The organism is Chitinispirillales bacterium, assembly GCA_031254455.1.
Classification (GTDB): domain Bacteria; phylum Fibrobacterota; class Chitinivibrionia; order Chitinivibrionales; family Chitinivibrionaceae; genus WRFX01.
This window is the reverse complement of record JAIRUI010000034.1, coordinates 1-24,724: the sequence shown is the minus strand read 5'-3', so window position 1 is coordinate 24,724 and position 24,724 is coordinate 1. Positions and strand designations below refer to the sequence as shown.

At 39.7% G+C, this 24,724-nt stretch carries 28 protein-coding genes and 1 tRNA gene; 11 read left to right on the top strand and 18 right to left on the bottom strand.

Going from position 1 to position 24,724, the window contains the following annotated elements:
- Positions 1-166 precede the first annotated feature (166 nt).
- The 8 genes from LBH98_02520 to LBH98_02485 all read left to right on the top strand — a co-directional run bounded on the left by LBH98_02520 (position 167) and on the right by LBH98_02485 (position 6,233).
- A complete protein-coding gene (locus LBH98_02520; GenBank protein MDR0303631.1) occupies positions 167-2,017 on the top strand; it encodes a hypothetical protein in 1,851 nt (616 codons plus the stop codon).
- Positions 2,014-2,502, top strand: coding sequence for a 2-amino-4-hydroxy-6-hydroxymethyldihydropteridine diphosphokinase (gene folK, locus LBH98_02515; protein MDR0303630.1), 489 nt, complete (start codon positions 2,014-2,016; stop codon positions 2,500-2,502). Before LBH98_02520 ends, folK begins: the two co-directional genes overlap by 4 nt.
- Before the next feature lie 115 nt (positions 2,503-2,617).
- A complete protein-coding gene (locus LBH98_02510) occupies positions 2,618-3,583 on the top strand; it encodes a hypothetical protein (protein MDR0303629.1) in 966 nt (321 codons plus the stop codon).
- Entirely contained in the window at positions 3,580-4,020 is a 441-nt protein-coding gene (locus LBH98_02505) for a hypothetical protein (GenBank protein ID MDR0303628.1), read from the top strand. The genes LBH98_02510 and LBH98_02505 overlap by 4 nt, the downstream gene beginning before the upstream one ends.
- Before the next feature lie 49 nt (positions 4,021-4,069).
- Positions 4,070-4,142, top strand: a tRNA-Phe gene (locus LBH98_02500).
- 111 nt (positions 4,143-4,253) lie between these two features.
- A complete protein-coding gene (locus LBH98_02495; GenBank protein MDR0303627.1) occupies positions 4,254-4,502 on the top strand; it encodes a hypothetical protein in 249 nt (82 codons plus the stop codon).
- A gap of 64 nt (positions 4,503-4,566) precedes the next feature.
- The gene (locus LBH98_02490) at positions 4,567-5,292 is read left to right on the top strand and encodes a YdcF family protein (GenBank protein MDR0303626.1); all 726 of its coding nucleotides are present in this window, start codon (positions 4,567-4,569) and stop codon (positions 5,290-5,292) included.
- Entirely contained in the window at positions 5,274-6,233 is a 960-nt protein-coding gene (locus LBH98_02485) for an ABC transporter ATP-binding protein (GenBank protein ID MDR0303625.1), read from the top strand. The genes LBH98_02490 and LBH98_02485 overlap by 19 nt, the downstream gene beginning before the upstream one ends.
- Here the strand turns inward: LBH98_02485 and LBH98_02480 are convergent.
- The 5 genes from LBH98_02480 to LBH98_02460 all read right to left on the bottom strand — a co-directional run bounded on the left by LBH98_02480 (position 6,228) and on the right by LBH98_02460 (position 10,592).
- The gene (locus LBH98_02480) at positions 6,228-7,754 is read right to left on the bottom strand and encodes a YifB family Mg chelatase-like AAA ATPase (protein ID MDR0303624.1); all 1,527 of its coding nucleotides are present in this window, start codon (positions 7,752-7,754) and stop codon (positions 6,228-6,230) included. The genes LBH98_02485 and LBH98_02480 overlap by 6 nt on opposite strands.
- A 7-nt stretch (positions 7,755-7,761) precedes the next feature.
- Positions 7,762-7,974, bottom strand: a complete 213-nt coding sequence (locus tag LBH98_02475) for a hypothetical protein (protein MDR0303623.1) — start codon at positions 7,972-7,974, stop codon at positions 7,762-7,764.
- 31 nt (positions 7,975-8,005) lie between these two features.
- Positions 8,006-8,488 carry a single-stranded DNA-binding protein gene (locus LBH98_02470; protein MDR0303622.1) on the bottom strand — a complete coding sequence of 161 codons (483 nt, stop codon included), beginning with the start codon at positions 8,486-8,488 and terminating at the stop codon, positions 8,006-8,008.
- 157 nt (positions 8,489-8,645) lie between these two features.
- Complete coding sequence (groL, locus tag LBH98_02465; protein MDR0303621.1) at positions 8,646-10,283, bottom strand: chaperonin GroEL; 1,638 nt, start codon at positions 10,281-10,283, stop codon at positions 8,646-8,648.
- A gap of 36 nt (positions 10,284-10,319) precedes the next feature.
- Complete coding sequence (locus tag LBH98_02460) at positions 10,320-10,592, bottom strand: co-chaperone GroES (GenBank protein MDR0303620.1); 273 nt, start codon at positions 10,590-10,592, stop codon at positions 10,320-10,322.
- A 310-nt stretch (positions 10,593-10,902) separates the two neighbouring features.
- On the opposite strand from LBH98_02460, the gene radA reads away from it, so the two are divergent.
- Both radA and LBH98_02450 read left to right on the top strand, forming a co-directional pair.
- Positions 10,903-12,267: a DNA repair protein RadA gene (radA, locus tag LBH98_02455; protein ID MDR0303619.1), complete on the top strand. Its 1,365-nt coding sequence runs from the start codon at positions 10,903-10,905 to the stop codon at positions 12,265-12,267.
- Between the two features lie 5 nt (positions 12,268-12,272).
- Positions 12,273-13,142, top strand: coding sequence for a radical SAM protein (locus tag LBH98_02450; GenBank protein MDR0303618.1), 870 nt, complete (start codon positions 12,273-12,275; stop codon positions 13,140-13,142).
- Here LBH98_02450 and LBH98_02445 read toward each other — a convergent pair.
- The 13 genes from LBH98_02445 to LBH98_02385 form a co-directional block, all read right to left on the bottom strand.
- The gene (locus LBH98_02445) at positions 13,120-13,653 is read right to left on the bottom strand and encodes a DJ-1/PfpI family protein (protein MDR0303617.1); all 534 of its coding nucleotides are present in this window, start codon (positions 13,651-13,653) and stop codon (positions 13,120-13,122) included. The genes LBH98_02450 and LBH98_02445 overlap by 23 nt on opposite strands.
- Before the next feature lie 28 nt (positions 13,654-13,681).
- On the bottom strand, positions 13,682-14,272 hold the full coding sequence (locus tag LBH98_02440) for a 1-acyl-sn-glycerol-3-phosphate acyltransferase (protein ID MDR0303616.1): 591 nt from the start codon (positions 14,270-14,272) through the stop codon (positions 13,682-13,684).
- A gap of 184 nt (positions 14,273-14,456) precedes the next feature.
- The gene (locus tag LBH98_02435) at positions 14,457-14,912 is read right to left on the bottom strand and encodes an RNA pyrophosphohydrolase (GenBank protein MDR0303615.1); all 456 of its coding nucleotides are present in this window, start codon (positions 14,910-14,912) and stop codon (positions 14,457-14,459) included.
- A gap of 103 nt (positions 14,913-15,015) precedes the next feature.
- The gene (rplS, locus tag LBH98_02430; protein MDR0303614.1) at positions 15,016-15,402 is read right to left on the bottom strand and encodes a 50S ribosomal protein L19; all 387 of its coding nucleotides are present in this window, start codon (positions 15,400-15,402) and stop codon (positions 15,016-15,018) included.
- A gap of 27 nt (positions 15,403-15,429) precedes the next feature.
- Positions 15,430-16,131 (bottom strand): tRNA (guanosine(37)-N1)-methyltransferase TrmD, encoded by a 702-nt coding sequence (gene trmD / locus LBH98_02425; GenBank protein ID MDR0303613.1) that lies wholly within the window; start codon positions 16,129-16,131, stop codon positions 15,430-15,432.
- Positions 16,132-16,659 (bottom strand): ribosome maturation factor RimM, encoded by a 528-nt coding sequence (gene rimM, locus LBH98_02420; GenBank protein ID MDR0303612.1) that lies wholly within the window; start codon positions 16,657-16,659, stop codon positions 16,132-16,134. It abuts the gene before it with no gap.
- A gap of 12 nt (positions 16,660-16,671) precedes the next feature.
- Complete coding sequence (rpsP, locus tag LBH98_02415) at positions 16,672-16,914, bottom strand: 30S ribosomal protein S16 (GenBank protein ID MDR0303611.1); 243 nt, start codon at positions 16,912-16,914, stop codon at positions 16,672-16,674.
- Positions 16,915-17,002: 88 nt separating this feature from the next.
- A complete protein-coding gene (locus LBH98_02410) occupies positions 17,003-17,986 on the bottom strand; it encodes a MoxR family ATPase (protein ID MDR0303610.1) in 984 nt (327 codons plus the stop codon).
- Between the two features lie 14 nt (positions 17,987-18,000).
- On the bottom strand, positions 18,001-18,795 hold the full coding sequence (locus LBH98_02405; GenBank protein MDR0303609.1) for a dipeptide/oligopeptide/nickel ABC transporter ATP-binding protein: 795 nt from the start codon (positions 18,793-18,795) through the stop codon (positions 18,001-18,003).
- The gene (locus LBH98_02400; GenBank protein ID MDR0303608.1) at positions 18,785-19,759 is read right to left on the bottom strand and encodes an ABC transporter ATP-binding protein; all 975 of its coding nucleotides are present in this window, start codon (positions 19,757-19,759) and stop codon (positions 18,785-18,787) included. Before LBH98_02400 ends, LBH98_02405 begins: the two co-directional genes overlap by 11 nt.
- A 9-nt stretch (positions 19,760-19,768) precedes the next feature.
- Complete coding sequence (locus tag LBH98_02395) at positions 19,769-20,605, bottom strand: ABC transporter permease (GenBank protein MDR0303607.1); 837 nt, start codon at positions 20,603-20,605, stop codon at positions 19,769-19,771.
- A gap of 2 nt (positions 20,606-20,607) precedes the next feature.
- Positions 20,608-22,293 carry an ABC transporter permease gene (locus LBH98_02390; protein MDR0303606.1) on the bottom strand — a complete coding sequence of 562 codons (1,686 nt, stop codon included), beginning with the start codon at positions 22,291-22,293 and terminating at the stop codon, positions 20,608-20,610.
- 3 nt (positions 22,294-22,296) lie between these two features.
- Positions 22,297-24,213, bottom strand: coding sequence for an ABC transporter substrate-binding protein (locus LBH98_02385; protein MDR0303605.1), 1,917 nt, complete (start codon positions 24,211-24,213; stop codon positions 22,297-22,299).
- A gap of 224 nt (positions 24,214-24,437) precedes the next feature.
- On the opposite strand from LBH98_02385, the gene LBH98_02380 reads away from it, so the two are divergent.
- The gene (locus LBH98_02380) at positions 24,438-24,614 is read left to right on the top strand and encodes a hypothetical protein (GenBank protein MDR0303604.1); all 177 of its coding nucleotides are present in this window, start codon (positions 24,438-24,440) and stop codon (positions 24,612-24,614) included.
- The last annotated feature ends 110 nt before the right edge of the window (positions 24,615-24,724 follow it).

Genomic DNA, 24,724 nt, shown 5'->3' with positions numbered 1-24,724 from the left:
TTTATTAGAAATATAAGCGGCATTCGATGATATGCGAGCTCTTATTGTATCCGATAAAGATAAAGAAGATACCATAAAATCACGGTTATTATAGGAAAATAGTATAGTTTTATAATTCAAAAGGTGAGTATGCGTCTAAATTCCCATTAAAACGGAGGAGGTTTTTTTGAAATTATTTTTATCAATATTTTCAACGGTTTGTGTTGTTTGCGCGGCGAATTTTGCGGCAAGCGGAGAAATAAGCGGAAATACGGAAAACATTAAAAATATCGCGGTTTGGCAGACAACGCATAAAAGAATGGCTATTTTTGACGCGGGAGGATTTTTGGTTGAAGACTCTTTGAAAAGCGTTGAAATTTGTTCGCTCATGCAAAAAGTAAGGTACTCGGCGATCGCCGTCGGCGAAGAGGAATTGCGATTCGGAAAAGATTTCTGGGACGATATGAATAAAAGATTTTCGCTTCCGCTTATCGCTACGAACATAAAAACAAAAAATAAGATATTTGAAAAAATCCGCGTAGTCGAGTACGACAGCGGAGACAAATATGCAATGATTTCGGTTCTGTGGGATGAAAATTTCGACATTTCAACCGATTACGAGATAACAGATCCGCGCGAAGCGCTTTCGTCGGCGATCGCGGCAATCCCGCAAAATTGTATTATCGTACTTCTCGCTCACTGCGACCCTGCGCTTACAGACTCTCTGATTAAAGAATTTCCGCGAATTTCTTACGGAGTGCAAGGACACAGAAAAAAAGTTTCCGAACCTGTCGCCATGTGCGGAAACAAACAAATATTGCAGTTTTGGCATGGCGGCGGACAAATCGCCGTTCTGAACAAAAAAGGATTGGTAAAATGGAAATTTTTCGTTCAAAAAATGGCAAATACGAGCAATAATTTACGGAAACAAGAAACACAGCCGGCGATTTCCATCGATATTTTTACAATGAGCGGTTGTCCATACTCTAAAAACGCAATAATTGATTTTCTGCCGCTGATGAAAAACAAAAATTATTCCATAACCGTCTGTTTTGCGGGAAATTACGATTCTTCAACGCATAAACTTTCACCGGGGTTGCCGGACGGTTGCGTTGAAGAAGAAAAAATTTGGCTTGCCATGCAAAATTTATATCCTGAAAGATTTCAGGATTTTTTGTTTTTAGCGTCAAAACAAAGTTCCGACAGCAGAAAAATCGCCGAAACAATGGGACTTGATTCTGTAAAATTTGCGAAATGGGATGCGGAAAAAGGCGACAGTATTTTAGCGCAAAATTATAAAAAATCACAATACTATAATATAACGGAATGTCCGACAATAGCCATTAATAATGAAATAATATATATTTCTCCTCGAAATATTATAAGAAATTTATGCAATCTTGCAAAAGACACGATTTGTTTTGATTTAGGAGAATGCGATATTGACGAAAACTGCCCAAATTCTGAGGAAGGAATAGGCGTCTGTCAAGAAAAAAAATGCGCTGCGATAAAAGAAGTTTTAAAAATTACTTTCATAGATTCCGAATACGAAACTCCCAATCTGCCGATAGATTATGTTCTTGAAAGCACTTTAGGGCTTGTTTGGCAAATAAAAATCGATACGCTTTTTTTACGGGATTCCATTACCGCAGAAATGCTTGAACGTTTTCATATTGAGCGCCTGCCGGCTGTAATTTTTGATAAATCTGCGGAAAGACTGCATAATTTTAATATTATTTCGCAAAAACTTATCGAAGAATTGGACGGGTTTGTTTTGGACTGGGGCGAAATCCCCGACGGCGAATATTACAAACGGAATTTTCATGAAAAAGAACTTGTTGTAATCGCCGACAGCGTTAATGCAAAAAATATCAAACCGTTTCTTGAAGAAAGCGTCCGAGATTGGCATTTACTAACGGATAACGAAACCGACGGTTGGCTTATTTGGTGGGAAAACAAATGTTTGACCGGTACAAAAGAATTGACCGAAGCAAAAACATTAATAAATTATTATCAAAAAATTAAAGGCGAATTATGAGTGTCGTAATTTTAAGTTTAGGAAGCAATATTGCGAATAAATCCGAAAACATAAACGCGATGCAGAATGCGCTTGAAAAATTGAGTGAAACAAAAATAATATCTTCTCCGTTATATGAAAGCGAAGCGGTCGATGTGAGCGAACCGCAGGAAAATTACTACAACAAAATAATCAGAATGGAAACGAACAAAACTCCAAAATCCATTTTAGAAATAACAAAAAAAATTGAAAAAAAACTCGGGCGTAAAAATAAAGGACAAAAGCTTGCGCGGACAGCCGATATTGACATTTTACTTTTTGACGATGAAATCATCAACGAAAAAGAACTTGTAATCCCGCATCCCAGAATGTTTTTCAGAAGATTTGCGATGGAAGGCGTAAAATCCGTCGCCCCAGATTTAACAAATCCTTTTACAAAAAAATTATTTGCATATTACGACATTTCAAAAGAAATTTTGCCGCAAAACATAAAAATTATCGGATGACCTTAATAAAGTATTGTTTTTTATCCGGTTTTTTTTTATATTTATTGTGCGTGATATATGTTTTCAAGGAGGAATTATAAATATTTCAACGTCTCAAGTCGGAGTTTTTAGCGTATTGCTGCCGGAAGTTTTAGAGGAAAATTCGCTTAACTTTGAATTGTTAGAAACAAAAATAAATTCGCTTTCGGAATCCGGAACTTGTAATATTTCAATAGATTTATCTATGATAGAACTGCTTTTTTCGGAGTCCGTAAATAAACTCATGACGATGAACCGCTCGCTTATCTCCGCCGGAGGAAGATTGACGATTGTCGCGCCGCATAAAAAAGTTTTTGAAACCTTACATCGTGCAGGGGTAGATAAAAGAGTGAAAATAGTCCGTTCCGTAGAAGAATTGCAATCGTTTTCAACCTCTATTGAAAGAAAAACGATTAAAATTAACTCCGAACAGCTTGTCGCCGCCCAAACAACAAAAAATTCTTCGGATTATCGACAAATTCTTTCAGACACGCGGAAAATTTTGGACGAAATATCTGCAAATTCGGGAAAATCACAAACGCAGGAGAAAATTAAAGAATCGAAGAGTATGGATTTAGACGAATCGATTGCAAATGAAATTTTTGTCGAAGAAGAAAAAAGCGAACCGCTTCAATTCGACTATAAAGAACCAGTTTTGCCGTCCAACGACAACGAGACGAACATAAAAATATCAAACGAAACACAAATTAACATGCCGGATAACAATATTGAATCCGCGATACCGAAATCCAATCCGGAAATAAAATTTTTACATGTGGATAACGAACTTTTATATAACGAAGAAGAATTTTATGATGACGAAGTAGATGACGAAGTATTAGAAAATTTTAAAAGAGCCTTTAGAAAAAAGCACGGGAAAGAACATGTTTTACCTAAAATTATTTTTACTATTATACTTGTCGCGTTAGTTTCGTTCGCCACAGCCGTTTTTACGGGGTTGGTTTCAACTTCCGAATTGATAGAAAAATTTGAAGAACTTGTTTCAAAAACACCGTTTGGCTCCGATGAATATGACGAGCCGGAAGAGGTCTCGCATTTTTGATGGAATTAAATCATATACAAGAAATAAAACTGCGCATTATAAATACGGGACGCGACACACGGTATTCGATAAAAGCGTACGAATTTTTTGCTTTAGTGAAAGATTATCTTGTCGGTTCAATAAAAAAAAATAATCCCGACGCTTTAGACGCTTTAAGGTATAGACTTTTTGCCGAGGATATCGTGAAATCCGCAGTCAAAATCGCGGTTGTTTTATATGGACCTGTCGCAAAACATGTTTTGGCTGATATGGGTATCTTGGACGCAAAAGATATAGGAGCCGTCGCTTTTAACCTAGTTAGTTTAGGATTTTTAGAACAAAACGTTATTTTAAGCAATTATGAAGATTTTGTGAATATTTCAAAAAAACCGCTTTTTGGAAAAATTAAACCAAAACCGCTAAATATGGAAAAGTTAAAAATTTTCAACGACACTTGACTTTTGTTGTGAAAAAAAATATATTAGTGCCGATTTGTTTGAAGTAATTGCCGCCTTAGCTCAGTAGGTAGAGCAAAGGACTGAAAATCCTTGTGTCTGCGGTTCGATTCCGCGAGGCGGCACCTTTTTAATGTGGTTTGTCAGTAAATAAAGAGAGCGGTAGTCTGCTTGTTTATTCTTCAAAGAATTTATAATTTTATCTAAAGACGTATTGAATTCGCGGGGAGGAATTTATGGAAGATTCAGAAGAAGAGCTTGATGACGAAATAGACGACAAAGAATTAGAAGAAGAATATGAGGATGAATTCAAAAAAGATGAAAATTCTTCTTGGGACGGTGAGTTTTATACAGAAGACGAAATAGAGTATTTTACTGAGGAAGACGACGATTTAGAAGAAGACGAAGAAGAAAATTATTACGATGAAGAAAAAAATGGAAATTCTCCTTGGGGTGGAGAATTTTATATAGACGATGAACAATAAATTTTGATTGAGAGTTAAAATGTTTTTTTTAACAAGAAGCCTTTCCGAAATATTTTCTCCCCTTATGATTTTTTTTATTATATCTGCGCTTGCCGTTCTTTTAATAGTTTTCAAAAAAAAGACGGCGGGAATAATTGTTTTAATTTTCGCATTTTTCTCACTATGCTTTTTTTCTTCCGATTACGGACAAAATGTTCTTGCACATCCGCTTGAAAGCTCGATTCCCGTTACAAACCCGCAGGAACATTTGAGCGTAAAAACCGTCATAGTTTTAGGCGGCGGAAGATATGAAGATTCGGATCTTCCCGCAAACGCAATATTATCCCCTACGTCGATTTGTCGTCTTGTCGAAGGAATACGTGTTTTTAATCTTATAAACGCCAACAATTTGGTTTTTACAGGAAACGATTTTGTTACCGGCAATTCCATCGCAACGCTAATGAAACAGTGCGCCGTTGATTTAGGCGTTAACGAAACAAAAATTATTGCAATAGAAGACGCAAAAAATACGCGAGAAGAAGCAAAACGCTGCGCTGAGTACTTTATGGGCGATACGGTTTTTTTGGTAAGTTCCGCGGCTCATTTGAAACGAGCGGCTATAAATTTTGAAAATGAAGGAGTTTTTGTTATTCAAACGCCTACAGACTATCAAATACATAAAAAAAATAAAAAAATATTTTTTGATTTTTTCCCCAATTCGCAGAGACTGGTAAATTCCGGCAAATGCATTCATGAATATTTGGGTTTGTTTTGGGAAAAATTTAAGGAATTATGTCTCTTTTGGAAATAAAAAATCTTGCGGTCGATTTTGAATTAAAAAAAACGACTGTTCATGCGGTGAGAAACGTTTCGCTTTCAATAGAAAAAGGAGAGACGCATTGCGTTGTCGGCGAATCGGGGTGCGGAAAATCCGTCAGTTCTTACGCAATAATGAATCTAATTGAAAAACCCGGAAAAATAACAAACGGAGAAATAATTTTCAACGGACAAAATTTGTTAAAAATAGACAAAGAAAAAATGCGAAAAATTCGTGCGAAAGAAATTTCAATGATTTTTCAAGACCCGATGAATTCACTGAATCCCGTTTACCGTTGCGGCGACCAAATTGCCGAAGTTCTTGTCGCCCACAAAGGAATAAACAAAAAAGACGCGCTTGCGGAAGCCGTTCGCGTACTTGATTCGGTAAAAGTCACGTCGCCGCAAAAACGAATAATGCAGTACCCTCATGAATTATCCGGCGGATTACGACAGCGAATCATGATTGCTATGGCGATAATATGCAAACCTATGCTTTTAATCGCCGACGAACCGACAACAGCGCTCGACGTAACGGTTCAGAGACAAATTTTGGACATACTTAACGATTTACGCAAAGAAATGAAAATGGCTGTTTTGTTTATAACCCACGATTTAGGTATAGTAAACGTTATCGCCGATAAAATTTCCGTTCTTTACGCGGGTGAAGTGGTTGAAAGCGGATGCAGAAACGAAATATTCGATTATCCGAAACATCATTACACTATAGGTTTATTAAACGCGGTTGCAAAAATCGGAGGGAAAAAAGAAAAATTAAAGCCTATTGAAGGGAATTTGCCAGACGCTTCAAATGAGATTAAAGGCTGCGCTTTTGAAACAAGGTGTCCCAAAAGACTTGAGTCGTGTAAAAATAAAAAACCGCCGGAAACGAAAATCAAAGAACACAAATTTTATTGTTTTAACCCATTTTCATAAATTTCTGTCTAACGTTCTGTATTGAACCGCTTCTGCGATGTCCGGCTTTGATATAAGCGCGTTGCCTTTCAAATCGGCGATAGTACGAGAAACTTTAAGTATTCTGTCATACGCTCTTGCGGACAATCCTAATCTGTCTATCGCAGACTTAAGCATTTCGCCGCAACCCTCTTCCAAAACGCAAAATTCGCGCAGGTCTTTGGATTCCATATTCGCGTTACAGAAAATTCCTTTATTGCCTTTAAAACGATTTTGTTGTATTTCCCGCGCTTTTATCACTTTTTCACGCATTTCAGCGGATGATTCCGTTCCTTTTTTCTTAACTAAATCCTCGTAAGGCAGGGAAGAAACACGAATTTGTATATCGATTCTATCTAAAAGCGGACCGGATAATTTTCCTATGTAATTTTGGATTTTTTGCGCCGTACAACTGCATTTGTGCGCAGGGTCGCCAAAATGTCCGCAAGGACAGGGATTCATTGCGGCAATCAGCATAAAATCAGCCGGAAACGAAAGCGAAAGCGCCGCTCTGCTTATCGTAACCGATTTATTTTCAAGCGGTTGGCGCAGATTTTCTAAAACATTCTTGTCAAATTCGGGAAGTTCGTCCAAAAACAAAACGCCGTGATGGCTCAAACTAATTTCTCCGGGTTTAGGATAAGTTCCGCCGCCGATTAACCCTGCGTCCGAAATATTGTGATGAGGCGAACGAAACGGTCGATTTATCACAAGAGGCTCTTTTGGGGGAAGTTTTCCCGCAATCGAATGAATTATCGTAGTTTCAAGCGATTCGTCAAGCGTCAGCGGCGGTAAAATTGACGGAATGCGTTTTGCTATCATAGTTTTTCCGCTGCCGGGCGGTCCTATCATAAGCATATTGTGTCCGCCGCAAGCCGCAACAAGCAACGCCTTTTTTACGACGGACTGTCCTTTTACGTCGATAAAATCCAACAAAAAATCCTGTGATTTCGAAAAAATTTTATCAATATCGCAAGTTTTCGCCTCAATAGTCGAATTCCCTTCAACTAGATCTATAGCGTCTTTGAGCGTTTTTGCAGGATAAACAGGCAAACCTTGTGCGACGGCGGCTTCGTCCGCATTTTTCTCCGGAACGATTATAGCGGAAAATCCGTTCTTTCTTGCACAAAGAGCGATAGGCAAAACGCCTTTAATCGGTCTAAGCGTTCCGTCTAACGCCAATTCTCCTATAATGCAAAAATCTTGATTTTTGTTTGAAATTTGCCGTGTAGAAATTAAAATTCCCAACGCGATAGGTAAATCGTAAGCCGAACCTTCCTTGCGAATATCCGCCGGAGCCATATTTATCGTAACTTTTCGCGCAGGAAAATCAAAACCGCTGTTTTTTATCGCAGACATAACCCGCTCACGGCTTTCTTTAACCGCTCCGTCCGGAAGCCCGACAATCGTAAAAGACGGAATCGTTTCGGTTATATCCGACTCTATTATTACTTCGTAAGCGTCAATCCCTTGCAAAGCGATACTGCGAAGACGCGCAAGCATTTTGGTCTTATACGTCCATTCCCATAAGCCGCATCCATCCGCTTACCTGCGCATAAATCCACCACCATTTATATTTTATCAAAACGGCAAACCCGGCTGCAATCAAAATCGCTGCAAATTTCGGAAGTTTTATAACGCCGCTAAAAAACCACATAACAACCATAACGACAACAAATATCGCCGCTGTCGTCTGCCAATCTAAAACATAATACTTAACCATAAAGCTCCTAATATTTTATAATTTTTTTCAATTAAAACGGAAGATTATCGTCAATTGCGGGCGACGATTCCGTAAAGTCGTTCGCTTCTGATAGATTTTCTTCAAAATTGTTTAATTTCATATTTTCGTACGGTTTTTGATACTGCGGTTGTTCTCCGACGAAATTATTTGAATCGGAAGATGTCCGTCCGCCCAAAATCGCAACGTTATCCGCCAAAATCTCGGTCGTAGTTCTATCGTTTCCGTCTTTGTCGGTGTATTTTCTATACCTCAATTTTCCTTCGACATACAAACAACTCCCTTTACGAGTGTTTCTGACGACATATTCCGCTTTTTGATTCCACATCACAATTCTATGCCAATCGGTTTGTTCTTGGTCGTTGCCGTCTTTATCTTTGAATCTTTCGGTCGTAGCGATACTGACTTCCAAAACCTTAGATCCCGACGCTGTTGATCTAAGTTCAGGGTCTCTGCCCAAATTTCCGACAATAATAACTTTGTTTAATGAAGCCATGGTAAATTCTCCTTTTTAAAATTATGACAAAACTATTGCAAATATACTTTTTTACACGTATTTGAAATAAATATTTTTTTATTTTAACACAAAAACAAAAAGACAGGTTTTAATCAAACCTGTCTTTTTGCAAATTATTACTAATTTTCTCGGGAAATTACATCATTCCGTCGTATCCGCCCATACCGCCTGCAGGCATTGCCGGCGCTTTTTTGTCGGAAGGAGCGTCACTTACAAGCGCTTCCGTCGTTAAAATAAGCCCCGCAATGGATGCCGCGTTTTCAAGCGCCGTTCTGGTCACTTTCACAGGGTCAATAACGCCGGACTCATACAAATTTTCGTATTTGTCGGTGTATGCGTTATATCCGAAATCGCCTTTGTTTTTACGAACTTCGTTTACGACAACGCTTGCTTCTTGTCCTGCGTTTGCAACAATCTGACGAAGCGGCTCTTCAATCGCTTTACGAACAATCTCGATGCCGAGTTTCTGGTCGTCGTTTTCTACTTTTACGCCGTCCAATACGTGAGCGACGCGAATAAGAGCAACGCCTCCTCCGGGAACTATACCTTCTTCTACAGCCGCTCTTGTAGCGTGTAAAGCGTCTTCGACTCTCGCTTTTTTCTCTTTCATTTCGGTTTCGGTAGCCGCGCCGATTTTAAGAACCGCAACTCCGCCGGCAAGTTTTGCAAGACGTTCCTGCAATTTTTCACGGTCGTAATCCGAAGTGGTATCTTCGATTTGCTTTTTAATTTGCGAAATTCTCGCTTGAATTTCTTTTGAACTGCCAGCGCCTTCGATAATTGTGGTGTTTTCTTTTTCAACCGTAATTCTTTTTGCTTTTCCAAGCATATCCAAAGTGGTATTTTCCAATTTGTAACCCGCTTCTTCCGAAATCACCTGTCCGCCTGTCAATACTGCAATATCTTCCAACATAGCTTTGCGGCGATCGCCAAATCCCGGAGCTTTCACGGCGCAAATCTTGAGCGTTCCTCTCAAGCGATTCACAACCAAAGTCGCAAGAGCTTCACCGTCGATATCTTCGGCGATTATCAAGAGTTGACGTCCCTGCTGCGATACTTTTTCCAAAATCGGAAGAATATCTTTCATCGTGCTTATTTTCTTGTCGTGAATCAATATAAGGGCGTCGTCCAAAACCGCTTCCTGCGCATCGACGTCGGTAATGAAATACGCCGATACATATCCGCGGTCAAATTGCATTCCTTCAACGACGTCAAGCGTCGTGTCGATGGATTTCGCTTCTTCTACGGTGATAACTCCGTCGTTACCTACTTTCTCCATCGCATCCGCAAGTAAATTTCCGATTTCTTGGTCGTTATTTGCTGAAATTGAGCCTACTTGCGCAACTTCTTTTTTTCCGTTGATTTTTTTTGATAAGGTTTTAAGTTCCGCGACAAGCGCTTTCACCGCTTTGTCTATACCTCTTTTCAAATCCATCGGATTTGCGCCTGCCGTAACGTTTTTAAGTCCTACGCGGGCGATCGCTTGTGCAAGTACCGTCGCCGTAGTAGTACCGTCGCCTACGCCGTCGGAAGTTTTCGAAGCGACTTCCTTAACCAATTGCGCACCCATGTTCTCAAATTTGTCTTCAAGCTCAATCTCTTTTGCAACCGAAACTCCGTCTTTTGTTACCGTCGGCGCTCCGAAACTCTTATCAAGAACTACATTTCTTCCTTTCGGTCCCAGCGTCGCTTTCACGGCGTTTGCGAGAATGTCCACGCCGTTAAGAAGTTTTTCACGCGCTTCCGCTCCAAATGCAATTTGTTTTGCTCCCATAATTCTTTAATCTCCTTTTTTTTATTTTGAAATTGTTTAGTTTATGACCGCCAATACATCCGATTCTTTCATAACGATGTATTTTTTACCCTCGTAAGTAATCTCCGTGCCGGCATATTTACCGTACAAAACTTTGTCGCCCGCTTTAAGCGTAAGTTTAATTTCCGCTGTTCCGTCTCCGACAGCAATAACTTTTCCTTGCTGCGGTTTTTCCTGCGCGTTGTCGGGAATAATAATTCCGCCCGCGGTTTTTGTTTCCGCCTCAAGCGTTTCAATCAACACTCTCTCACCAATCGGTTTAATAGCCATAAAATACTCCTTTAAGTTGTTTTAAACTAAAAATTGATCTTGTTTTAATTAATTTGCCGCATGCAGCAACTACAAAATCAAAGAATCAATTTTCATGCCAATAAAAAAACGTTTCATTCTGAAACAAAACTTAAACATAGAATTATAATAATTACAACTACGTCCATTACTTTACGTTTCGTTTTAGAACGTTTAACGGTTTACAATTTTTGAGCAAGAAAAAAGCGAGATGAATTTTTTGATTTGGTTTCGGGTAAAAAACTATTTTCTTTTCTGAAACTTGCAGAAAACATTTTTTAGAACGGCGGGTATGGCGGCAAAGAAAGATAAAACGCAATTTATGTGTTCGCAGTGCGGAGATACATTTATAAAATGGATGGGAAAATGCTCGTCGTGCGGAGCGTTTGGAACGGTTAAAGAATTTCGTCAAAGCGGCGGCAAAAAAAACGGTAATGTTTTTTCTTCTCAAAATTCCTCTCCGGATACTGTAGAATTACCAAATTATGCGACTATTGAGCCAAAGCGGACAGAAACCGGCTTTCAGCAGGTAGATGCGGTATTCGGCGGTGGAATCGTCACAGGTTCGATTTCGCTTATCGCCGGAAGTCCCGGCATAGGAAAATCCACTCTCCTTTTACAAATCGCCTCTAAAGCCGCAGACTGCGGCAAAAAGGTTTTTTATGTTTCCGGAGAAGAGTCCATCGAACAAATCGCCATTCGCGCAAAACGAATTTTTGCCGATAAATCGCCCATAAAAATAGCTACGGAAACCTGTGTCGAACAACTGATCGAAATATTGGAAAGAGAAAAACCCGATTTGGCGATAATTGATTCTATTCAAACAATTTTTAGCGATGAAACCGAAGGGATAAGCGGCAGCGTGTCACAAGTCAGAAGCTGTGCGGCAATTTTGACGAATTTTGCAAAAAAATATTCGACGGCAATCGTGATAATAGGGCATATAACCAAAGAAGGTTCAATCGCCGGACCGCGCCTTTTAGAACACATTGTCGATGTGATTTTAACTTTTGAAGGTGAAGATTTTAACAGGTTTCGTATTTTACGAGGGCAAAAAAATCGTTTCGGAGCAAGCGGAGAAATAGCGGTTTTTGACATGTCCGCGCAAGGTTTGTCGGAAATTCGCGACACGGCAAAAATATTTCTGAACGAACTTTCACGCAAACGCCCTGGCTGCGCGACGGTTCCGCTAATTGAAGGAAGTCGTGTAATTATGGTCGAAATTCAAGCGCTTGTCAACAAAAGTCATTTTGGAAATTCACAGCGCGTAGCAAACGGAATAAATCCCAAAAGAATCGCCCTGATTTCAGCAGTCTTGGAAAAATACACAGGAATTTCTCTGGGTGATTACGATATTTTCGTAAATGTAACCGGTGGTTTGAACGTAAGCGAGCCGGCTGTCGATCTGGCGGTTGCGGCGGCTATAGTTTCGTCCTACACAAACAAAGTAATTCCTGTTGAATATTCATTTATGGGCGAATTGGGTTTGGGCGGTGAGATTCGTCCGGTAGTAGATATGGAAAAACGCATAAAAGAAGTTATAGCTATGGGATTTGAAAAAGTTATCTGTCCAGCCGTGCCAAAAATTTCAAAAGAAATCCAGCTTGCAATGATTGTTTGCAGAGATATTTGCCGATTGGGCGAAATTTTGAGATAAATTTTATGAAAAACCGTCGATTCAAAAAAATTTACCTTGAAATAACAAATGTTTGCAATAAAAGCTGTTCGTTTTGTTTGGGAACAACGCGAGAACCTGTGTTTTTATCAATTGAGAGATTTGAAAACCGTATAAAACAAATCGCAAATTTATGCGAAAAGATTTATTTATATGTCGGCGGCGAACCGCTTTTACATCCAAACATTAAAGAATTTTTGGAAATTGCACAAAAATTAAACGTTTCAATCGCAATTACGACAAACGGAATTTTGATTGAAGAGCGATTTGCCGCACTTCTTTCTCCCGCATTACGAGAATTTAACGTTTCGGTTCATTCCGCGCAGAATTCTAACGAGATTGAGAAAATTGTCGGTTCAGCGTTGAATTTGGCGGATAAGAGAAGCGATTTACCTATATCTTTTCGTTTTTGGAATTATCAAAATCCACAAAATTTTCACTTTCAAAAAACAATCGAAATTCTGCAAGCCAAATTTAACGGAATTAAAATAACGCCCCATACATCAAACGGTAGAAAAAAACAAAAAATTACACAAAACCTGTTTGTTCATTTCGACTCGCCGTTTTCGTGGGATAAAACCGCTCCAGTTCAAAAAAAAGGATTTTGTTATGGGCTTCAAACACATTTTGCGATTCTTGCGGATGGACGGGTCGTCCCCTGTTGCTTGGACAAAAACGGCGAAATTGAACTTGGAAATATTGACGAAAAGAACGTTACGCAAATATTGAATTCACCGCGCACTAAAGCGATTATAGGCGGATTTTCTCAAAAGATCATGGTAGAAAAAATTTGTCAAAAATGTGCGTTTGCTCAACAAAAATTTTCACAAAAAATCAGTAATAAATCTTGTCTTTAACCGATTTAGCCTCATTATTGTTCAAAAGATTTTCAATAACGGCGAACGAAAAATCAAAAGCCGTACCGGCCGACCTTGAAGTTATGATATTTCCGTCGCACACCACCGCGTCGTCGCAATAATTACCGCTTTTTATTTCTTTTTGCATTGATGGGAAACAAGTGTATTTTTTGTTTTCCAAAATTTGAGCCTTGTCAAAAACTTTCGGCGCTGCGCAAATTGCGCAGCATAGTTTCTTGTTTTCGTAAAACTTCTTAACAATTTCCAAAACATCGTTGCTGTTCATTAAATTCAAATGTCCGGGACCTCCGGGTAAAATTACCGCGTCAAAATTGTCTTTTGATTTGTCTAAAATTTCATCGACGACTATTTTTATCTTGTGTGAACCGCATATTTCCTTTTTACCCAAACCTGCGGTTACAACATCAATTCCAGCCCTTACAAGCAAATCAATCGGCGTGATTGCCTCTATTTCTTCAAACCCGTCCGCCAAAATAATAAGCGCTTTCATTGCTTTCCCCTTTCATACAAAATCTTGACTATATAGACATCTTTTCAAATTCCGTTTTCATTATACCATGAGCTTCTTTCAACAGCTGTACGGATGTTTGATTTTCCTGCGGAATAATTGATTCCAAAATATGAATTTTTACATCTACTTTTTGCGAAAATATAAAACTACTTCCGGATTTACCTAGAATCGGTCTGTCATAATGAATAACTATAGGAAAAAGCGGAACTTTCAAATCTTCTGCGATTTTGAATGCTAAAGAATGAAATTTGCCGATTTTCCCATCACTGTTGCGCGTTCCTTCCGGACATATATAAACCGACTGCCCGCTTTTAAGCAAACGGCGGATTTTTTCGTCCGCTTTCATTATTCCTGTCGGAGTAGTATCAATTTCCACAAAATCAAAAAACATAATAACACAATTGAAAAACGGATTAAATTTATATGACGATTTTACCAACGGAACGGACGGAACGTGTCCCATGACCAAAAATCCGTCAAAAAAACTTTGGTGATTTGAAATTACAATCCCTGTTCCGTGGAAGTTTTGTAAGCCCGTGGCTTCCTTAATTTTAAGCACTTGAAAAAACGACAGAATGTCATACACCATCCATTTCATATATCCGCGTAAAAACTTTGAAAATATCTTTTTGTGTTTTTTGAATGGAATAAAAAGCAAGGAAAAAGGTCCCGTAAAAAATAAAAAAACTATGCCGATAATAATATATACGATAAAGACAAAAATTGATTTGAATAATCCCAAAACATTTCTTCCCAGAAAATATTAAAATAATTTTATAGTTTTACAAAACGTTCAATTCCGTAAGCGCTTTATGATATATGCTCTGCTTAAAATCTACCGTACGCATAAGCGCTATTTTAGGAGAAACCCATTCGTAAGAATCAAATTCAGGTCTTTTCGTGTTAACGTTTACAAACTTCTCGTCTTTTAGACGCACAAGAATCCATTTTTGCCGTTGTCCGCGAAATCCGCCTCTTTTACGATACGCATGTTCTGGAAAATCATAATAGTATTCACCGGAAGATATTCCCACAATATCAACTTCGTCCGTACCGGCTTCTTCTTTCAATTCCCTTCTCATTTCTTCTTCAAGGGGCAATGTTTCGTCAATCCCGCCTTGCGGAAACTGCCAGCCTTCACCAGGCAAAAATCCGCAACGGTGACACAATAACACTTTCCCGTTCTCGGGATGCAGAACAACCACACAAACATTGGGACGATAATCACTTTTATTCATGAACGTCTCCGTCTTAATCGCGAACGATAAACGAAAAAGAAGTACTATTACAACTATACGTCTCTTCCGTCACAAAAATAAAAAATTACTATACAAACAACATTTATTCTTCATTGATAGTATTGTTGTTCGTATTTTGTACTTTCAACTCACGAATTCTTGCAGATTTACCGATTCTCTGTCTCAAATAGTAGATCCTCGCACGGCGAACTCTGCCTCTCGCTTCTAAAGTAATTTCCTCTATGAGAGGAGAGTTGAGAGCAAAAATTCTTTCCACGAAAATGCCGTTTGCCGACGCTTTACGAACGGTAAACGTTCCATTCATTCCATTACCGTTTCTCTTTTGAATGACAACGCCGGTATATTTCTGAATACGGGTTTTACCGCCCTCTTGGATACGATAATTTACAGTTACGGTATCCCCGGCCGAAAACTCTGTCTTCGCGGTTTCTTTAAGATACCTTTTTTCAATTTGTTTAATTAAATCCACTTTTATACCACCTCCAAAGGCATTATATTATTTGTTTTTCTGTTCGTATTTCAACCAAATATCAAAACGTTTCTTTTTAGTCAGTTCCTCTGACGTTTCTTTGTGCCACTTCGCTATATTTCCGTGATGTCCCGACAACAAAACTTGCGGAACGTTTATCCCTTCAAATATTTCCGGTCTCGTATAACAAGGAGCCGAAAGCAATCCGCCGTAATATGAATCCGAAGAAGCGCTCATCTCGTTTCCCAACACACCCGGAATAAGACGACTAACGGCGTCAATCAAAGCCATTGCAGGTATCTCGCCGCCCGAAAGCACGAAATCTCCTAACGACAATTCCTCGTCAACATAAAGATCGATAACCCTTTGATCAATTCCTTTGTAATGCCCGCACAAAAGTACAAGTCCGTCATATTTTGTCATTTCAGAAACGACTGAATGGTTTATCGGTTTTCCGCAAGGAGAAAGAAAAATTACTCGAATATTTTCATTTTTATGTCTTTCTCTCGCCTTTTTTATCGCCGCCGCAACAGGCTCGGGTTTCATAACCATTCCGGGTTCTCCGCCGTACGCTTCGTCGTCAACTGTCCTGTGTTTATCGGTAGTATAATCGCGAATGTTATCGGTTTTAATCGAAATTATTCCTTTTTTTACAGCGCGAGCTAAAACACTTTCGGAAAACACTCCGTCAAACATATTCGGAAACAACGTCAATATATCAAAGAACACTTATAACATCAAATCTTCTATTGTCGCCCTGTCAATAAACATCCTGCTTTCTTCAAGGACAACGCGTTTAACAATTTCTTTTCTGAACGGAATTGTTATTTCTTTACCTTCGTCCGTCTCTATAATAATCGCGTCAGTCGTCGGATAATTAAAAACATCTTTAACGATTCCTAATTTTTCACCAGACTCCGTTTCTACCGAAATCCCAATCAAATCACAAAAATAAAATTCCCCTTTTTCTAATTTCGGCAATCGCTCTTTTTCAATGTACAGAAAAAAATTCTTTAACTTTTCGGCCTCATCTCTGTCGAAACAATCCTTAAAAAAACAATAAAAAGAATTTTTCCCGCCGCCAATGTCTGCCAAAACAATTTTTTCTATAGACGATTCGTTTCCGATCCACAACGATACAGGCGGATCGGAATTTAATAACGTCTCCCCTATCGGAAATAAATTACACGCTCCCTTAAGTCCGAATGGTTTTCCTATTTTCGCAATCGCAACAAAATCATGCGAATTTAAAAGCACAAGGCGACCACCTTATTTTTTTTCAATCGCCGACTTACGTAAATTTTCGACAGTCTGTGACATTTTAGCGCCGACCGAAATCCAGTAATCAACTCTCTCAAGGTTGATTTTCAAATCTTTTGGCGCTACCACGGGATTATAATACCCCAAAACTTCAAGAAACCTGCCATCGCGCGGTGCGCGGCTATCGGCCGCTACTATTCTATAAAACGGCTTCTTTTTTTTCCCGCCGCGTGCAAGACGAATACTTACCAAAGCAACTCCTTTAATTCTACAATATCAAAAACTACGCGACAAAATACTATATGCCGCAAATAATATGCAAGATGTTTAATACGCTTTTTCACGGAACAAGAACTGAATCGAAAATTTTACGAACAATGTCTTCCGAAGTTACATTTTCGGCTTCCGCTTCATATGTCGGAACGATTCTATGCCGCAAAACGTCAAAACCTACCGCTTTTACATCTTCAGGCGTTACAAAACCGCGCCCGTTTATAAATGCGTGGGATCTTGCCGTTTTAGTAAGAGCCAATGTAGCCCGCGGACTTGCTCCATACTCAATAAGTCCGTCCAAATCTTTTATTCCTAATTTCTCAGGCTGACGACTCGCAAAAACCAAATCAACAATATATTCCTCAACTTTTCTATCCATATAAATATCTTTTATCATATTGCGAGCGTCAATAATCGCCTTTTCATTTGTAATTTTTGAAATAGACGGAACTTCACCGCTCCCCATCCTCGACAAAATTTCCAATTCTTCGTCTCGATTTGGATGTGAAACTTTGACTTTTAACATGAATCTATCAATTTGAGCTTCAGGAAGCGGATAGGTTCCTTCCTGCTCTACCGGATTTTGCGTAGCCATAACCAAAAACGGTTCGGCAAGTTTATAAGTGGTATCCCCTATAGTAACCTGCTTTTCCTGCATCGCTTCAAGTAAAGCCGACTGTACTTTCGCAGGAGCGCGGTTTATTTCGTCGGCAAGAATAAAATTTGAAAAAAGAGGCCCTTTTTTCGCAACAAAATCACCGCTTTTTTGGTTAAAAATCATAGTTCCTATCAAATCCGCCGGAAGTAAATCAGGAGTAAATTGTATTCGCTTAAAATCAGTATCCACTACCTTTGCTAAAGTTGAAATTGCAAGTGTTTTCGCAAGTCCCGGCAACCCTTCAAGCAAAACATGCCCGCCGGACAACAACGCTACAAGAAGTTTGTCGACCATATCTTTTTGTCCGACAATCACTTTTCCTATTTCCGCTCGAATAAGCGAAATAAACGCACTTTGTTCACGAATTTTTTCGTTAAGTTGTGTTATATCCATAATTTCCCCGAATCCTACGCCCTTTTCCTTTTAATCCAATCTTTATGAATATCCGGAATATCTTCTATAAGTTGGATTGTATGCTTACTTTTCGGACGGAGCGCAACATCGTCAGGAGTGCCGTGTTCTACTATTTCTCCATCATGCATAATAAATATTCTATCGGAAACATAATACGCCAAACCAATGTCGTGCGTAATAAATACAATTGTCATATTCAACTCTTTTTTGAGTTTCATAAGATAATCAAGAATATTAGCGCGTACGCACGCATCCACCATAGAAGTCGCTTCGTCGGCGATCAATACCTGAGGCTTAAGTGCAAAAATTCTAGCCAAAAGCATTCTCTGCATCTGTCCGCCGGACAATTCAAACGGAAATTTTTCTTTAAGTTCGGTCGGTAGAACGTTAACCGCAAGAAGAGCCGCATCAACTTTGTCTTTTATTTCCGCACGACTGGGGCGATTGTATAAAACTTTAAAAGAATCCTCCAACTGCGACCTTATAGAGAAAAACTGGTTGAACGCTGAAAACGGATCTTGAAAAATCGGCTGAACCGTCTGCCAGTGATCTCTTTGGTTTGTTATTTTTTTACCCTTGTAAAGCAACTCTCCTTTAGTCGGCTGCAAAAATCCCAAAAGACATTTTGCCGCAACGGATTTTCCGCATCCGGATCCTCCGACAATTGTCACTATTTCCCCGTCGTCTATCTCAAAATTCAAACCTTTAAGCACAACATTGTGCGTTTTTCCGTGCCCAAACTCTTTAACAAGATTTTTCACTTCAAAAATGGCATTCTTATTTGGCATAATCGCACCTCACCTGACGATTGTCTAAAATCCGAATTTCTTGTTTATTTTTACTGCACTCTCCAGTTGCATATTTACACCTCGGAGCAAAACGACACCCTACAATTTCTTCTGCAAGATTTGGCGGAGCTCCCTCAATCGCTTCCGGTTTACGTTTTCTTGCGCCTTCTTCAGCCGAAAGCATAGCGCTCATTAGCGCCTGCGTATACGGATGTTTAGGAGTAAACACCAATTGTTCGCTTGTTCCCATTTCAACAATTTCACCGGCATACATAACCGCAATTTTATCGGCCACGTGGCGTAAAAGCGGTAATTCGTGTGTAATGAATATCATAGTAGAAAACACTTTTTTTTCAAGCAAGTCAAAAATCATGCCTATAACTTGTTTTTGCGTAGTGACATCAAGCGCGGAAGTCGGTTCGTCGGCGATTACCATTTTGGGATTAAGCAAAGTTGAAATTCCAATTACAGAACGCTGTTTTTCTCCGGGAGTTAATTGCACGGCAAAAGAATTAAGAACTCTGTCCGTATCAAGTCCTAAAAGTTCAAAACGGTTGTGTATTCTCTGATACATTTCCTTTTTGCTGGACTTGCCTTTCTCATGGCTTTGAAGAACATCCATAGCCAAATCCTTAACTTTTCTCGTGGGATTAAGCGCATTATACGCTCCTTGCGGAATCATTGAAATATCTCTTGCGAGAACATTTTCACGAATATCCTGAATGGTTCTTCCCATAAGCGATTTCCCATTAACAAATATATCGCCCGAAGTATAATTAAGCGGCGGAATACACATTCCCGTAAGCCCGCTGACAAGCGTAGTTTTTCCGCAACCCGACTCGCCGGCAATACCCAAAATTTCACCTTCTTCCAAATTAAAAGAAATATCGACCGCTGCGTGAATTTTCGCACCGAAACGAGTAAGATAGTGAAGAGATAAATGTTTAGCTTCAAATATTGGCATAATTTTCTCCTATTTCCGTAATGCCGGGTTAAATACTCCCTCCATAGAGGTATTAAGCGCATATAGCGCAAACACAACTGAAGTGATGAGGAATGTTGCCGGAACAAACGCCCACCAAGCACCATCTCCCAACGCCTCGTTTCCTTGTGCGTCATTCATAATTATACCGAGAGAAATACAGTCATAAGGTCCAAGACCAAGCATACTTATCGCCGCTTCTTCAAGAATACCCGATGCAACCTGAATGATAAACACCATAAACACATAAGAAAGCAGATACGGTAAAATGTGTTTAGTCAAAATAGTAAATGTATTAGCTCCGTTTACTCTCGCCAAATTTATATGCTCCGAACTCTTAAGCGATGACGTTTCCGCTCTTACGGAACGAGCGGTCCAGGGCCATATTGTCACTCCGATGATTATAGCGATAAGCTGCAAAGAGCGGCCTTCTTCAAGAGAAGCGGAAATCAAAAGCAACACAACAAAAGACGGAATAACCAAAAATAGATTAGTTACCATATTAATAAAATCATCAATAAATCCGCCTTTAAAACCGGCATAAACTCCCAAAAACGTTCCGAGCGTCGTAGCGATAATTCCGGACAAGAATCCCACATATAACGAGCTCTGAAGTCCGCATATAAGCATTGAAACCATATCCCGTCCCAAATGATCCGCCCCTAAAAGCAAACCTTCTTTACCGGGTTCAAGATAAGGCAGATACTCCGAATCCGTGTTTATATTCACCAAAAAAGGTCCCAGCAAAGCGATCAAAATTGTAAGTAAGAACAAACCAACGCCGAATACAAACGCCGGTTCTTTCAACAAATTTTTAAGTAACTTCATATTTACACCCCTGACAATCCGGCTTTTACTCGCGGGTCAAAGAAACCTATAAGTAAATCCACTGTTAAATTTGCTACCAGAACGGTTATCATAACAAGTAACGCACCGCCCTGTATTAAGGGATAATCATTATTTTTCGCCGCCGAAAGTAATGCCGAACCTAATCCGGGATACGAAAATATCATTTCTGTAATCAACGCGCCGCCCACCATAGTTCCTAAATTGAGAGCCAAGCCGGTCAACTGCGGGAGCATTGCGTTTCTGAAAATATACATCAAAATTTTGTTTTCCGAAACACCAAGCGTTTTGGCATATCTAACATACCCTGTTCCCAACTCATATATACCCATAGTTCTCATACCTGTCGCCTGACCGCTTGCAAAAATCGGGAAAAGCGAAAAGAACGGAAGCAAATAATAATATGCCGCACCCGATATAAACGCCCAACTAAACCCCGGAAAAACGTCCGGCGGATATCCGCCGCTTGCAGGAAACCAATGTAACCCTTCTGCCAAGAAATACACCAAAAGCATTCCGATTGCAAACATTGGAATTGAGTCCACAAGCAACGCTCCCGGAAATAAAATTTTATCAAACCAGCCGCGTTTATAAGCCGCCAATGCGCCTAAGATATTTCCAATAATCCAACCTATAGCGATTGCAGGAAATTGCAAAGCAAGCGTCCATGGAACAGCCCGCATCACAATATCGCCGACTTTTTGCGGATATTTCACAAGCGAAGTTCCCAAATCTCCATGAAAGGTCATCGTCATGTATTGAATATATTGACCAAATAATGAACGGCGTATCGGAACTAACGTTCCTACAACGGACGCATCCGTATCTTCTGTATTCTTTTGATAAAGAACTTCACTTTCTACCAAATAACGAACATTGCCTTCCGGAATTTGCATTTCTTCGGTTTTTTGGAATTTAATAAATTTTGGTCTTTGGTTTTCACCGTTGAACTGATAAAGATTCATTCCTCCGTTTTTTTCTCTGACCATATATGACTGCCCGACCAAAGACAATCCGCCGAGTTTTTCAACAAGCGCTTCAGCGTCTGCGGCATAAACTTTTGTTCCTTTACTGACTCTGATACCGGGAAGCGAAAGAATTTCGGAAGCTGAAAAATTTTCCTTTATAAGTTCTTCAAAATCTTCAAATGATAAATAATTTTCATCAATTTCCGATTCGTTTGTTTCATGAGCCGCCGCTTCGTCAATCTCGCTGTCGTCTTCATCGTCTTCGTCTTCGTAAGAAATTTCGTCGGGAAGATTAAGATCTTTCTCTTTATTCAATTTTTTTAACGCTTCCTGAAGCGCCGCAATATCGGTTATCTCAAATGTTGAATTCCACAGTCTGGCAAGAGTGTCTTCAACGACAAGCCCGTTTTTCAGAAGCGTTTCAAACGAAACCGGACTATTATCGCCATCGACAAAAATTTCCCCATTAACCGTCGCAACAACTTTTTGCTGCTCAACCAAACCGAATTCTTTCATGTAAGCGGTTCGTTTGTCATCTGCCTGCTTCCCCGTCGTTCCTCTTTGTTTACTCATTATTAAGTCAATAGGGTCCGCACCGAAACGAGGCAAAAAGAAATTTATAGTAACCGCGACAAAAAATGTAAGCAGGTACCAAATCCCCCTTTGCAGCACAAATCTTATAGTCGGATGATTCTTAAGCATATATCAGTTACCTCCCGCTGTCGGAACAATTTCCCAAAGCATCCGCGTTCCCGCCGCCGCGACCGGCATTCTCGGAGGAGCGTAAGGCTTGGCTGATGTTGGAAAATTAGTCCAATACTTTGTAGAAAATTCATAATATTCTTCCGGTCTATACAATACCGGAATCGTCGGCTGTTCTTCCATGTAATAACGGTTAAGAAGCGTATATGCTTCTTTCTTTTCGTTTTCGTTCTCAAGCAGAGGAATTATATGAAGAAGCGAATCAATCTGCGGAATAAAATTCTCAACATTCGGATTGTTCCATCTACCGATATTCTCATACATTTTCTGCCCCACAGCCTTCCAATTCTTTGCACTCATAACCCCTTCAAATCTCGACCAAGGCGTCGATTTCGCCATCATGGCGACAGGCGTATCGAAGAACAAATCAAAATTCCCCGTTGTTTGAGCGGGCCAATACTGAGTATCGTCGACAAAATTAGGTCTTATGTCAATTCCTACTGCTCGCATTCCGGTAATCGCTATACGTACAACCGACTCAAAATCCGTCCATCCTGAAGGCGACATAATTCCAACAGTCGGCATCGTATCTCCATAAGCATCAACAACGCAAATCAAATTACCCTTTTTGTCATACAAAGATTTGAACCCGCCGAGTTCCAACTCTTCCTTTGCGCGTTCGGGGTCATATTTGGTCGCTCCGTATTTGTCAACTTCTTCACGGCTGAAATAAGTCGACTCTGCGGAAAACGGCAATATCAATCCCGATTGAATGTCGGTCGTATATCCGGAAACCGCCAATTTTTTTATTTTTTCATAATCAATAGCAAACGCCATCGCTCTTCTGTAATGCTTATTGTCAAGCGGCGGACGAGTCGTATTAATAATAAACATAGGTATAGAACCGGGCATAAAATACGGTTCTGCATCAAACCACGTTTTAACTCCGTCTTTTAACCAGATACGCGGAGTATAATTCGACGAAATGTCCAGCTCTCCGTTTTTCAGTGCGGTAGAAGCGTGTTCGTTCCCTTTGTAAATAGGGTGAACAATATATTCCGGCGCAGGTTTTTTCCCGCTGTGAAACGCCTCGTTACCCCAATAATCGTCCCTCCTGCGAATCACTATTTTCTCATTTGAGTACATATATAGATTATAAGGCCCGCTCACAACCTGCGGTCTGTTCATTGGATCGTTTGAAACCTCCGAAACGCTGCCGCCCGCCGCCTTAAGAAGCGGTTCAAAAATATGTTTGGGAAGTATCGGCACGGTGGACGTTTGATCTAAAACGGAAAGAGGATTGTTTCTGTCGGTTTTATCCACCCATAAAAATACACGTTCTTCCGCTTTTACAGCGACGGAATCTCCGGCTTCATTTCTAATGACGGTCTTTACCGTATCTACCGTAAGTTCTTTGATAAAACCTTGAATATACGAACATGGAGCGTCAGGATTCGTAAGGCTCAAATTGTAAGAAAACAATACGTCCGCCGAAGTCAGCGGCTTGCCGTCGCTCCATCTTGCAAGCGAATTAAGAATAAGTGAAATATAATCCTTATTAGATTGCTCTATTCTGCCGATCGCCGGCTCTATATCGTCCGTCATGGAATTATATTCCGTAAGATGTTCGTACATCAAATTAAATTCGGGACGGCTAGGCCAATCCGGATACCCGTTAAGAGGGTTAAACGAATGCGGTTCCCCCCACTGAAATCCTACAAGGTATAAGGTCTTGTCTCTGGGCAGTTTTGCTAGAACCGCCTCTGTTTCCGCATCGCTGGCGTCATCCTGCTCCTCATAGTTCCATGCTTGAGCCAGCGCGTCCGCTAATGTCGTTATTGCAGTTCCGCTTTCTTTTTTACACGAAGACAACGTCAAATACGCCGCCGCAACCAAAATCAGCGGTAAAATTTTACTCATCGTCCCATACCCCCTTAGATTTTGCATCTTAATAACCAAAACCAAATATAATTTTTAGATAAACTAATTAGCAGTACTTTTTTATTTTTATTTAAAAATATATTTTAATTGGAAGTGTCGCGATATGTCGCCAAGCGTTTAATATTATATCTGAAAACTATATACTTGCTTGACCAAACTCATAAATCTTTTTCGGAAAATCATCGCAGAATATTCAAAAGCAAGTGACCGACGAGGCTGATAATAATCTCGGAATAAAAACCGATAAAAATCTTGTAGAATACGGGCAATATGTAATCAATAAGATGAATAAGGAAAAGATAAACTTGTGGAATGCGACCTTAGATAATAACAAGCCAAACATAAATTCTACACCTAAACCTAAAACTGTGGCTTGCTAACTAAATATACATTCAATAATTTCTTCGTTAAACAAAAGTATTAGTGATGCTATTACCATATCAATCGCTTTCGAATAACGACACGTCTTACGATTAAATCTTGCAAGTTT

Coding starts and splice junctions, on each gene's coding strand:
- folK (MDR0303630.1), top strand. CDS start 2,014: ATGAGTGTCGTAATTTTAAGTTTAGGAAGCAATATTGCGAATAAATCC.
- LBH98_02495 (MDR0303627.1), top strand. CDS start 4,254: ATGGAAGATTCAGAAGAAGAGCTTGATGACGAAATAGACGACAAAGAA.
- LBH98_02490 (MDR0303626.1), top strand. CDS start 4,567: ATGATTTTTTTTATTATATCTGCGCTTGCCGTTCTTTTAATAGTTTTC.
- LBH98_02485 (MDR0303625.1), top strand. CDS start 5,274: ATGTCTCTTTTGGAAATAAAAAATCTTGCGGTCGATTTTGAATTAAAA.
- LBH98_02480 (MDR0303624.1), bottom strand. CDS start 7,754: ATGCTTGCGCGTCTTCGCAGTATCGCTTTGCAAGGGATTGACGCTTAC.
- LBH98_02475 (MDR0303623.1), bottom strand. CDS start 7,974: ATGGTTAAGTATTATGTTTTAGATTGGCAGACGACAGCGGCGATATTT.
- LBH98_02470 (MDR0303622.1), bottom strand. CDS start 8,488: ATGGCTTCATTAAACAAAGTTATTATTGTCGGAAATTTGGGCAGAGAC.
- groL (MDR0303621.1), bottom strand. CDS start 10,283: ATGGGAGCAAAACAAATTGCATTTGGAGCGGAAGCGCGTGAAAAACTT.
- LBH98_02460 (MDR0303620.1), bottom strand. CDS start 10,592: ATGGCTATTAAACCGATTGGTGAGAGAGTGTTGATTGAAACGCTTGAG.
- radA (MDR0303619.1), top strand. CDS start 10,903: ATGGCGGCAAAGAAAGATAAAACGCAATTTATGTGTTCGCAGTGCGGA.
- LBH98_02450 (MDR0303618.1), top strand. CDS start 12,273: ATGAAAAACCGTCGATTCAAAAAAATTTACCTTGAAATAACAAATGTT.
- LBH98_02445 (MDR0303617.1), bottom strand. CDS start 13,653: ATGAAAGCGCTTATTATTTTGGCGGACGGGTTTGAAGAAATAGAGGCA.
- LBH98_02440 (MDR0303616.1), bottom strand. CDS start 14,272: ATGAAATGGATGGTGTATGACATTCTGTCGTTTTTTCAAGTGCTTAAA.
- LBH98_02435 (MDR0303615.1), bottom strand. CDS start 14,912: ATGAATAAAAGTGATTATCGTCCCAATGTTTGTGTGGTTGTTCTGCAT.
- LBH98_02410 (MDR0303610.1), bottom strand. CDS start 17,986: ATGGATATAACACAACTTAACGAAAAAATTCGTGAACAAAGTGCGTTT.
- LBH98_02405 (MDR0303609.1), bottom strand. CDS start 18,795: ATGCCAAATAAGAATGCCATTTTTGAAGTGAAAAATCTTGTTAAAGAG.
- LBH98_02400 (MDR0303608.1), bottom strand. CDS start 19,759: ATGCCAATATTTGAAGCTAAACATTTATCTCTTCACTATCTTACTCGT.
- LBH98_02395 (MDR0303607.1), bottom strand. CDS start 20,605: ATGAAGTTACTTAAAAATTTGTTGAAAGAACCGGCGTTTGTATTCGGC.
- LBH98_02390 (MDR0303606.1), bottom strand. CDS start 22,293: ATGCTTAAGAATCATCCGACTATAAGATTTGTGCTGCAAAGGGGGATT.
- LBH98_02385 (MDR0303605.1), bottom strand. CDS start 24,213: ATGAGTAAAATTTTACCGCTGATTTTGGTTGCGGCGGCGTATTTGACG.